The organism is Micropepsis pineolensis (assembly GCF_055392125.1).
This window is the reverse complement of the sequence record NZ_AP042408.1, coordinates 2,434,796-2,446,507: the sequence shown is the minus strand read 5'-3', so window position 1 is coordinate 2,446,507 and position 11,712 is coordinate 2,434,796. Positions and strand designations below refer to the sequence as shown.

The window sequence follows — 11,712 nt, the reverse complement described above, 5'->3', positions numbered from 1 at the left end:
CGTTGATCTGTCAGTGTAATTACGCGTCAGCCCGGCACTTTTATCAGGTGCGGGATACCTGGCAGGGATGTATTGGTATGGGGGCGGTATGGAGATGGATTTGTCAGTGTGAGCAGTCTGCCATCGGCGTGCGGGCCCGGTTGCGTGCATCGGCAGCGATCTGGTCTGCCAGCATAATGACGACGTGCCGCTGCGCCAGCACCATGTCTTGGTACCCCCCGGGGGTGTCTGCATCGAACTGGCCAAAACAGGTCAGGGCGGATTTGTCGGCATCCTCTGCCGGGATGATGCTCCAGCCTGCGTTAAGCTGGACACGCTGCCCAGGCCAGGCATCAAACTGACGGATCTGAACTTTTATACGCATTAGCGGTTTTCCGGCGGGGCGGGACAGACCGGCCGTATCCTGGGTGCCGAGCTGTTTTGTCAGTTCTGCCGACAACGCAGCGCGGATTTCATCGTCCAATGAACTTGCCCAGCGTTCGGTATCGAGCAATGCAAGCGTACTATCGCTTTGTCGTACGACAAGTTGCGGCTGATCGAGCGTGGCGGGAATGTTGACCGGCAGGACATCAATGAGAAATGGCACAGGCTGACCGGAAGGTGCCGTAATCGCGGATGGTGGCTGCAATGTATAGTAATGGGTTGTCGCGGAGGAACAGGCCGTAAGACCAAGCAGCGCGACCAGCAGGCCCGCGCACGTCACCGGTTTCGTAAAAAGAGGAAGCCCTCTAAAGCGCGCTGGGCGGATCATTGTTTGGGCTCCTCGGGTGTGGTGGTTTTCTGAGGTTTCTCGGGTGCATCCGCGGCGGGAGTGCCTTGCAACAACGCTTCGGGGTGTCGGCCGAGCAGATCGGTCAGTGTGCGCACCGAACGCGACGCACGTTGCACCTCCAGCAAGGTCTGGTTCAGATTTTGCTGCAGCGGCGCGTCCTCACCCAGCATGGTTTGGGCACTTCCCAAGGTTTGCTGGGCCTGTTGCAGCGTTCTTGTGGTTTGTGGCAGCACCTGACCGTTCATTTGTTGCAGTGTCTTGTTGAGATTTTTACCGATCGTATCGAACGGGATTTTATTAATCTTGCTGACAATGCTGACCAGATCTTCTTGCACCTGCTCAATGCTGCTGTTCACCGTTGGCAAGGTGAGGGGGCGGGCGTTGACATCAAAGGATGCCTTTGGTGCATCCGGGATGAAATCCAGCGCGATATAAAGCTGCCCGGTCAAGAGATTGCCGGGCCGGGCTTGTGCGCGCAGGCCGTGGTCGACCATGTTGCGCATCGCTTGGGCGGCTTGCTGCTCATTGTCACCGCCTTGGGTGTGCAATTTCTTCAAAACAGTTCCGAGGCGCTGCGGATAGACCATAATGCCGACAACAGTAGGAAAACGTTTTTTATCAGCTTCATAGTCCAGACTGATCGAGACCACCCGGCCCAGATTGATGTCTGAAAACTGGACTGGTGCACCAATTGATAAACCGCGCAGCGATTGATTGAACCGCAACTGGAAATATTGGCCGGGCCCGTCGGGCGGTGCCATGGCGGTTTCCTGATCTTTATCCAGGACGAATTCGGTGTGTTCGTGCGCGACCAGGCCCCGGTCATTCAGCGGTGGCGCAAAGGCAATGCCGCCAGCGATGATTGTGGCGACTGACTGTGTATTGATTTTGAAGCCGTCTGCGCCAAGGGTGACGTTTACACCGCTGGCATTCCAGAACCGGGTGTCTGTGGTGACAAACCGGTCATAGGGGGCATCAATGAAAATCCGGACATTGACACCCCTGCCACTGCTATTGAGCTGGTAGGAGGCCACGCGGCCAACACGGATATGTCGATAATAAATGGGTGAACCGATATCCAGGGATCCGAGATCATCGGTGTAAAGTATAAAGGATCTTCCAGGCATGCCGGCGATGACGGTCGGCGGTGTTTCAAGTCCGCTAAAGCTTTTACTCGTCGCCTTTTGCGTGCCGCTATCTACCGCGATATAGGCCCCTGAAAATAACGTGTCGACGCCGGACACGCCGCCGGCACCGATGCGCGGGCGCACGACCCAGAAGCGCGTATCCTTACGCGTCAGACTGGCGGCATTTTTGTCGAGTGCCACGGTAACAACCACATGGCTGCTATCCTCGCTTAAAGCCACTTTGGTAACCTTGCCGACTGTGACGTCTTTGTATTTAACCGGCGTCTTCCCTGCTTCAAGACCCGCGGCGGTCTGAAAGGTGATTGTGATCTCTGGTCCCACTGCAAGCCAGGCATGTAGCAGCATCGATACTCCGATTAATGCCGCCACCACCGGGACCAGCCAGACCAGCGGCATGCGCCAGCGCGTATGCGCAATGGCAGGATCACCGGCTTCGGGCATTGGTGTCGCTGCAGGGTTCATTTTCTTCAGTATCCCATATCAGGCGCGGATCGAAACTCATGGCAGACAGCATGGTGAGGATTACCACCATGCCAAAAAAAAGTATGCCTACGCGGGGTTCCGTATTGCTTAACCCCTGAAAACGGACCAGTGCGGTAACCACGGCAACTACTAATACGTCCAGCATCGACCAGTAACCGATCAGTTCCACCATGCGATAGAGCCGGGCCCGCTCGCGCATCGCCCAGCGGCTATGTTGCTGGGTGGTAAACAGCAGCAGGCCGAGTGCCAGAAATTTTATACAAGGCACGGCTACGCTCGCGATAAAAATGACCAACGCCACGCCATAGGAGCCGCTTTTCCAGAATTCGACGACACCGCGCATGATGGTGCTGTCGCTGCCACTGCCGAACATGCTGGTATACATGACCGGCAACAGATTGGCCGGAACATAAAAAATCATCGCTGCAAGCAGATAGGCCCAACCGCGGGCAAGGCTTTCCGGCTGACGACGGTGCAGACGTGCACCACAGCGCGGGCAGCGGGCGGGGGCGGCGGTATCTTCGCACACCAGCCCACAGCTATGGCAGCCAATGACACCCATCTGGCGGGCGTTTTGGGCTGTATTGGCTGCCGGGTGGTGGGGCAGATCGCGCTCGAAGGTCTGCCACAACCGATGCGTATCGCGATTGGCGATCAGGATCAGCAGGACCATTAAACCGGTCAGGGCAAAAACACCCGCTCCCATCTTAACCTCCAGATAACTGGAAAGCTTGATGTCGGCGACGAGGATGCCCAAGACCCCAACCTCGATCATGCTCCACGGCCGCAATTGGGCAAGCCCACGCATGGCCAAGGCAAAGCCGGGGGCCCGGCGACCCGCGCGTGCGTAGGACAGAACCCAGCCTAGCAGGCTAATCTGCAGAAACGGCGCTATAATGATCGCAAGCGCGGCGGGAACGGCGATTGGTGTGGCGGCGCCTTGCGCCAACGCTGTGGCCGATTGCCAGAGCGTGGCTTCGCTGTGCAGCCCCTGCAAACTGATGCGGATAATCGGGCAAACATTGGCAATGATAAACAGGATCGCGGCTGCAATTGTCAGTGCCAGCCAGCTGTCGATATCCAGATGGCTGGCGCGGTACAAAACCGCGGAACAGTTTGTGCAGCAGGCCTTTTCGCCACGGGATAGTGTAAGACGGCGGTATACGCTGTCGCAGTGCTCGCAAAATACCAGGCCGGGAAATGTTTCCATAGACTACAGAGCAGCCTTTGTTTTCATACCACTTGATGCAGTATGCCATTACAAAATAAATGACTTCTTTAATTATACAATAGACAAAACTGCGGTCCGTAACGTGGCGTATTTTGTCATCTGGCCATGAAGTACGCTGAGCAGCGAAGATTTCGCAATCTCATTGATCGGCGGTTACAACACGCTGAATTCTGGCGATACTATCCTGGCTGTGGAACAGGATTACGGTTTAGCGAACCTTTGCAGCATCACTACGATGTTCCTGTGGTGAAAATTACGCTGTTGGAAGCGACACGTTAGCAAGGTCTTATCGCCCCCCCCCCCCCCGCGGCGCCTGGTTGATGTGCGGCATACTATTCCCTCCTGACATGCCTGGTAGAAATTTGTATTTTTGGTTGTGTTTGTGCCTATGCAACGTTGTTGGTTGCGGGGCCCAGTCCGATTGGCTATGCGGTTGCCCCATTTCGGGATGCTTAAGGCCGTCTTTATGCTGTGCCGCATGACATTACCGGCCAGGCGCCATCACTCTTGACAAGAGCGGCGTCGATTGCAAAACCGATTATCATATTAATTGTGGGTGGAGATATCTCATGCGGTTTACGGCGACTCTCGCAGCAGTTCTGGCTGTGACAGGCATGGCGGCGATCCCGGCGCTTGGCGCCCCCATTGCCGTTCTGGAGCGCAACGGCGCTTATGTGACGGTGGAGGCTTACGGCCCCAACGTCGTCCATGTCACCATTGCGGTCGACAGGAAGAAGGCCGAGTCCGGGCCGGGATACGGAATCCTTGCCAATCACGCCGACAATTCCGCCTTCCATCAGGCAACAGACGCGAGCGGTGATAGCTTTGCCTCCACCGCGTTGAAGCTCACCGTGCCGACTATCAAGCTGCATACCCGCAGCATGATGGAAAACTATTTCGCGCCCGATCTGCCGGATGTGCAGGCCACAATCACCAATGCTGCCGGTGAGAAGATTCTCGCCATGACGGGCTGGGACATGGCGCCGCACGAAGTGGCGGGCGAGAAGACGTTCCTGGTGGGTGCCCGCTTTGCTGCCGCCCCGGACGAGCATTTCTATGGCCTTGGTCAGAACCAGGAAGGTATTCTGGATCTCAAGGGCCGCACTATCGATTGCAAGCATTGGTATGACGCGCCCGCTGGCGAAACGGTCTGCGTGCCGGTGTTGTATTCATCCAAGGGCTACGCCATTGTTTGGGATAACCCGTCGGATACCATCGTATCGGCGGGCATTCATGGCTCGACCCACATCCAATCCAATGTTGGCGAGCGGGTTTCCTTCTTCGTCATCACTGGTACGCCGAAAGACATCTTTGCCGGATATGCCCGACTGACCGGTAAGACGCCGATCCCGCCTAAGGCTGCCCTTGGCCTGATCCAGTCCAAGGCGCGTTATGACAGCCAGGACGAAGTGCTGCGTGTCGCCAATACCTATCGCCAAAAGAAATATCCGCTCGATGTCATGGTGGTAGATTGGTTCTATTGGACCAAGATGGGCCAGATGGACATTAATCCGGCCGAGTTCCCCAACGCCGATGCGATGAATAAGGAACTGCACGACAAGGGTATGCGTTCGGTCGTGTCGATCTGGCCGCGTTACGAGCGCGCCGGTCGCTATTTCGCCGAATTGGACCAGAAGGGCTATTTCCTTAAAGATAAGGATGGCAAGACACAAGACGGTCTGCCGTTCCGTTCCGATCGTACTGGCGCCCTGATCGACGCGACCAATCCGGATGCGCGCAAATGGTATTGGGAACACGCCCATGATAATATCCTGAGCCACGGTTTCGATTACCCTTGGCTGGATGAGACCGAGCCGGATCTGGTGCCCGATGGCTTCTTCTATTCGATTGGTTCCGGTGATCGGTATCACAATGTTTTCCCGCTAATGCATGTCGAAGGCTTTGCCGACGGTATGCGCAGCGCAAAGCCAGACGAGCGGGTGTTGATTTTAGCCCGTGCTTCCTATCTTGGGTCGCAGCGCACCGGGGCCCTGACCTGGTCGTCGGACATCAATTCGACCTGGGAAGCTTTGCAGCGTCAGGTCCCCACCGGCCTCAATATGGTCACTTCGGGCATTGCCTATTGGGGCAACGACATCGGCGGTTGGCAGAGCCTGTCACAGACCAGTACGGCCAAGCATTCGCCACTGGTCGATCCTGCCGGTGCGGAAGATGTGGTCGGCAAGAATGCCGATTATCCCGAACTGTTCGTGCGCTGGTTTGAATACGGCACCTTCTTGCCGACCTTGCGTGTGCACGGTTCGCGCAAGCACACCGAAATCTGGGCGCTGGGCCCCGCGGCCGAGAAGATTTTGGCCCAGTATGATAAGCTGCGCTATCAGCTGATGCCCTATATTTATGCTAGCGCCAAGCAGACCTATGACACGGGGGTGCCGTTCATGCGTCCGCTGTGGATGGACTTTGCAGGTGACCCGAACGTTGCCAATCTGGGTACCGAATATATGTTTGGATCGTCCTTCCTGGTCGCTCCGGTGACCGAGCAGGGCCAGACCAAGGTGCGGGTCTATCTGCCTGCGGGTGCCGACTGGTACGATTACTGGACCGGTAAAAAGGAAAAGGGGGGGCGCTGGATTGTGGCTGCAGCCCCCATTGATCACATTCCGCTGTTCGTCAAGGCGGGTTCGATCGTGCCGTTCGGTTCGGATGTGCAGTCCACCGCCGAAAAGCAAACCATCGCAAAAATCAAAGTCTATCCTGGTGCTAATGCCAGCTTCACGCTCTATGACGATGATGGCCATACCTATGGTTATGAAACCGGCCGTGGTGTGACACAGACGGTGCTGACCTGGAACGACAAACTGAAAAAGCTGTCGGGTTCAGTTGCCCCGGTCGAAGTGGTCAAGTAAGACACCGACGATTATTACCAACGCCTAGCACGGTGCGATCCTTTGGGCCGCACCGTGTTTTTAACGTTTGTCATGTTATACATAATTAATAAGTTAAATATGTCATTGCACACATATGCGTTGACATTTCTCTATTAGTAATATAGAGATTGTGTACTTATTGCGTTGCAGAGTGAATTATCGGCCGGTGTGGCCGGGCATGGGGCCAAAAACATCCGCGTTTTTTTGATGAAATGCTGTGTGGTGGCATCATCAAGGATTAACGCGCACGACGCCTTTTGAACGCCTGAGCGGTCTACAAAAGGGGTTCGTGTTTTCTGGGGTGCTGGGATGTGTCGACTTTTTTGATCGATAGCCATGGGACCAGACGGTTTGCCGGCACAGATCCGGCAGAGCAGGTCCGTGGCCAGAGGATTGCCCCCGCTTAAGGCGGGCGACCAATTTCGTAACAATACGTACTGATGTGCCAAGGCGTGTCGCGTTCGCGGATACGGCAGAGAATTGCTGTCGCCGGCACATCAGTTTCTGACGGTCGGGCATAGCCTGCCCGCCATAGGGGATTACTGTGCGCAAAAATACGTATTTATCCGCAGTGCTTTTTTCTCGGTCGTATAAACGCAGACCACGATTGGCGTTATCACTTTTGGGCAGTCTGGCGGCGTGCAGCACCAGCTATGCCAACATTGCCTATGCCGATGCGCTTTATGTCGACGATAGTGCTACCGCGTCGCCGGTGCAGCTGGCTGATGCGTCTACGACCTATAGCGGCTTTGTGCCGGGGCAGGATGCAAAAGAAACGGTGATTGTTTCGGCGACGCGTCGGCCCGAGCCCCTGCAAAAAGTGCCGGTGGCGGTGACCGTGGTTGATGGCGATCAGGCCGCATTCCAGAACCTCAACAATATTAATGCTATTGCCACTGCGGTACCCAGTTTGAATTTCCGCGATGGTTCCTCGAATAAGGATCAGGGGCTGTTTATCCGCGGTGTTGGTACGGTGACGACATCGCCTGGGGCGGAGCCTTCGGTCTCTACCGTGGTCGATGGTGTGGTACTGGTCCGCCCCGGTCAGGCCACCTTCGATCTGGCGGATGTCGATCATATCGAGGTGTTGCGCGGTCCGCAGGGGACACTCTTCGGCAAGAATGCATCTGCGGGTGTCGTCAATATCATCACCAAAAATCCGACGGAGGATTTTACCGCTGGCGCTACAGTTTCCTATTACGAACGAAACGAATTAAGGGCCAACGCCAGCGTTTCAGGCACTTTGTTGCCGGGCAAAGTCAATGCCCTGGCCAGTCTGCTGGTTGGCAATTTCGATGGCAATGTCACCAACGTCTATAATGATCATACGGTCAACGGTTATCGCAAATATGGCGGCCGGGTAAAGCTTGAATTCACCCCCGACGACACGCTGCGCATTTTGCTGGCGGCGGATTATCTCTATACCAATTCGACGGGAACCGCGACCTTCGCCAGCACCAATATCAGCTATCCGGGCGGTGTGGTGACGAAGAATCCGTCTTATGTCGCGCTGATTGCACCTGTGGTGGCCAGCGATGATAACCGGCGCATCAATTCCAACCAGCCGACCTATGTCATCGACAATAATGCCGGTGTGTCGGCGCAAGTCGATTGGTTACTGGGCGATTATACCCTGACGTCGATTTCGGCCTATCGCAAATGGCATAACCATCAGGTCGGTGATAACGACATTACGTCCGCTTCCGCCTATATCAAGCAGATCGTTGATTATGGCTGGCTTGATTTTGATCAGTATTCCGAGGAATTCCGGATTGCCTCGCCCAAGGGGGCGCTGATCGAATATGTTGCTGGCGGCTATTATTTGCACGCGATCGATACCGAGACATATGAGCGTCAGGATACGGCAGCTGGCACCGGTAAGGTCAACACCGGCATCGCACAGTATGGCACAAAAAACGATAATTATTCTTTATTTGCGGAAGTAACGGCCAACCTGACGCAAAGTTTTCGCGCTATCGCTGGCGTGCGCCTGATCGGTGATGATTTAGGGTATCATCATCAGCGTCAATCAACGGCGGCGGATAGCGGCATCAATGTCTCATCCGCGTATCACCATGATGAAACCATCAATTACGGTTATGCCAGCCATTTTGGCCTGCAATATGATATCAACCATGATGTGTCAGGGTATGTTTCCTACGCCCGTGGTTATAAGGGGCCAGCCTATAATGTGTTTTTTAACATGTTGCCGGCGACGCAGGGTAAAGTACTCAATCCCGAGACATCAGATTCCTTTGAAATCGGCCTGAAATCAAAGCTGCTTGATAATCGGTTGCTCGTCAATCTTGCGGCCTTTCACACCGAATTCCACGACTTTCAGGCAAACTTTCCCAACCTGATTAATGGCACGGTGGTGACAAATCTGGTCAATGCCGGAACTGTATTGAGCCAGGGTATTGAAGCCGATTTCTCGGCATCGCCACTGGACCGGCTGACGCTGTCTGGCGGGCTGGCCTATACCAATGCCTATGTCGATAAGACCGCCATTGTTGGGCGCAATTGGGCAATTGAGGGACAGCCTTTACCCTTCACCCCAGCCTGGAAGTTCAGTTTGCGGGCCGATTATCGCTACCCTGTGAGTAGCAGCTTTGATCTGGATTTCGGCACCGATACGCGCTGGCAAAGTAAGGTTCAGTACGATCTGAGCGAGTCGCCCGATACGATCGAAAAATCTTTCGGGATCTGGAATGCCGACATCAGTTTGGAAAACCATATTTCTGACTGGAGCATAAGCTTCACCGTCAAGAATCTGCTCAACCATCATTACGCATCCTATCTGCAAAGTACCGGTGCTACGGCGGCCTCTGGCAGCGCCGGCTACGTCACCCGTTGGGTACCGCGTGATGATAGCCGCTATGTCGGTATCAATCTTCACAAGGATTTTAAAAGCACGTGGGGGTGCACGCGGCCAGGGTGATGAACTGGTTATGGGGCCGGTAATAAGCCCCCGGCCGCGACTCTTTTAAAGTGGGGTATCATGTCGAAATCCGCACGGACGATTTTGTTATTTCTGCTTTTGACGGCCGGCATTCTCAATCAAGCCGATCGCCAGATTATTGCATTGCTAAAACCGATGATGGAAGTCGATCTGGGCTGGAACGATGCCGGTTACGGCACACTGGTAGCGGTATTCCAGCTTGCGGCCGCGGCGGCATTTCCTTTTGCAGGTTGGTTCGTTGATCGGGTCGAGCCAAAATATGCCAACGCCTTTGCGGTTGGCAGCTGGAGCATTGCTGCGGCGTTGCATGGCTTGGCGACAAGTTTTGGCCAATTCCTTGCTGCCCGGTTTTCATTAGGGGCGAGCGAGGCTTTGGGCACACCGATTACGGTTAAAACTCTCTCGGTGCTGTTTGCCGATGCAGGTCAGCGCTCTTTGTATTTCGGTTTGATCGGTGGCATCGGCTGTGTAGGCGCCATTATCATTCCCTTGTCTATCTCGCATATGGCGGTGTCGCTGGGCTGGCGGCTGACTTTTATTCTGGCTGGTGGTTGTGGGCTGGTTTGGGCTGCCGCCTGGTATATTACGGCCCGGCGCGTTCGTTGGCGCTGGCAGGAAACGGCCTCACTTACAGAGCCATCTGTGCGGTGGCGCGATATCTGGCTGGATCGGCGGACCTGGGCCATCAGCGGTACCAAGGTGCTGTCGGATCAGGCCTGGTGGTTGCTGCTGTTTTGGATTCCCGATTACCTGCATCGCAGCTATCATCTTGGTGTTTTGGCGCTGGCGGTTCCTGTTGCCATCATCTATGGCCTGTCATCGGCGGGCTCGCTGCTCGGTGGTTGGTTGCCAGCCCATCTGTCGCGGCGGCAAAGTATGGAAGCTTGCCGTCGCCCGATTATGACCGCCGCGGCTTTGACAGTTCCCGCCGTGTTATGGGTGCCATTTGCCGGAAATCTATGGATTGCGGTACTTTTGTTTGGTCTCACGCTGGCCTCGCATCAGGTTTTCTCGGTCAATTTGTTCGGTGTGATCACCGATGTCATGCCGGAAACCAAAGTAGGCCGTGTGACGGGGGTGGCAGCCTTCTGGGGCAATGTCACCGGTATGGTGATGGTACAGGGTACTGGACTGGCGTTGGCGCGGGGCGGCAGTTATTTGCCGATTTTTCTACTTACTGCGGCGGCTTATGCTGCAGCCCCGTTCGTGCTGCATCTGTTTTTGCCGATAGAGGGGGCACAGCCGGGTCTAGGCAGAGCTGATCAACTTCAGCCAATAGCGCTGCGCATGCCTGGTGAATAATCATCCGCAGGGTGACGACGGCTTCAGACGCTGGCCCAATGGTGCCCGATTCAATGAAGGTAAAAGTCGCCTGAATGCGGGGGCGGAAGCGGCGCAGGCAAATTCCATCGCGGGCAAACAACGGGGCGGTGAAAGGCTCGGCAATCATCAGCCCCAGCCCCGCGGCCACGAAGCAGTAAGATGGAAACGACATCTGGCTTTCAACCGGGCGGTTGACCGTGACCCTCTCGCTTTCCAGCATGCGATCGATGGCATCCCACAGCGCGTCGGCCTCATGCATAGGGCCGATCATGCTTTCGCCTTCCAGATCGGCGGCGGTTACTGTTTCTTTTGCGCTTAAGCGGTGCCCCGGTGGCAGCACGCAGACATATTCCGCCTGTGCCAGCGCTGTGGCGCGCAGGCCGTCCTTGTGCGTGGTTTGCACACCCAGACCGATATCCGCCTGACCAAGAAATACGCGGTCTTCAACGCCACGCTGGTTCTGACCCTCGACCGTGATTTTGATATCGGGAAAGGCTTGGCGAAATCGTCGGATGGCATGCGGCAACACGCCACCAGCTAGTGCGGGCAGGGCGGCAATTCGAATGGTGCCGACCGGGTGGGCACCAATGCGCCGTGCCGCCTGCTCTAACAGATCAAGCCCGGTAAAGCTTTGCCGTACGGCATCAAAGAAAATTTCAGCGCGTTTAGTCGGCACCAGATGGCGGCCACGCCGTTCGAATAAAGCATAGCCAATCGCGTATTCCAGATCGGCAATCAACCGGCTTACCGAGGGCTGGCTGATATGCATCATGTTGGCTGCGGCGGTAATACCGCCGCTTAACATGACACTGCGAAAAGCCTCTATTTGGCGCATCTGCATGGATGCATAGTATCCATAAATATATTGGGAAATCAATTTTATTGGATTGCAATCACGTTATTTCGAA

The 11,712-nt window shown here is 55.4% G+C and carries 6 protein-coding genes and 1 pseudogene; 3 read left to right on the top strand and 4 right to left on the bottom strand.

From position 1 onward, the window contains the following. Positions 1–103: 103 nt before the first annotated feature. The 3 genes from ACZ5RI_RS10820 to ACZ5RI_RS10810 form a co-directional block, all read right to left on the bottom strand. On the bottom strand, positions 104–586 hold the full coding sequence (locus ACZ5RI_RS10820; RefSeq protein ID WP_464512878.1) for a PqiC family protein: 483 nt from the start codon (positions 584–586) through the stop codon (positions 104–106). A gap of 161 nt (positions 587–747) precedes the next feature. After that, positions 748–2,361, bottom strand: a complete 1,614-nt coding sequence (locus ACZ5RI_RS10815; RefSeq protein WP_464512875.1) for a PqiB family protein — start codon at positions 2,359–2,361, stop codon at positions 748–750. Further along, positions 2,345–3,613: a paraquat-inducible protein A gene (locus tag ACZ5RI_RS10810; protein ID WP_464512871.1), complete on the bottom strand. Its 1,269-nt coding sequence runs from the start codon at positions 3,611–3,613 to the stop codon at positions 2,345–2,347. Before ACZ5RI_RS10810 ends, ACZ5RI_RS10815 begins: the two co-directional genes overlap by 17 nt. A 590-nt stretch (positions 3,614–4,203) precedes the next feature. Between ACZ5RI_RS10810 and ACZ5RI_RS10805 the strand changes: the two genes are divergently transcribed. From ACZ5RI_RS10805 to ACZ5RI_RS10795, 3 genes and pseudogenes are all read left to right on the top strand, one after another. Then, entirely contained in the window at positions 4,204–6,501 is a 2,298-nt protein-coding gene (locus ACZ5RI_RS10805; RefSeq protein ID WP_464512867.1) for a glycoside hydrolase family 31 protein, read from the top strand. A gap of 628 nt (positions 6,502–7,129) precedes the next feature. After that, complete coding sequence (locus tag ACZ5RI_RS10800) at positions 7,130–9,460, top strand: TonB-dependent receptor (protein ID WP_464512864.1); 2,331 nt, start codon at positions 7,130–7,132, stop codon at positions 9,458–9,460. A gap of 60 nt (positions 9,461–9,520) precedes the next feature. Next, positions 9,521–10,534, top strand: a pseudogene (locus ACZ5RI_RS10795) (MFS transporter); the annotation flags it as partial. Positions 10,535–10,655: 121 nt separating this feature from the next. On the opposite strand, the gene ACZ5RI_RS10790 reads toward ACZ5RI_RS10795, so the two are convergent. Next, positions 10,656–11,645, bottom strand: a complete 990-nt coding sequence (locus tag ACZ5RI_RS10790; protein WP_464512860.1) for a LysR substrate-binding domain-containing protein — start codon at positions 11,643–11,645, stop codon at positions 10,656–10,658. Between the last annotated feature and the right edge of the window lie 67 nt (positions 11,646–11,712).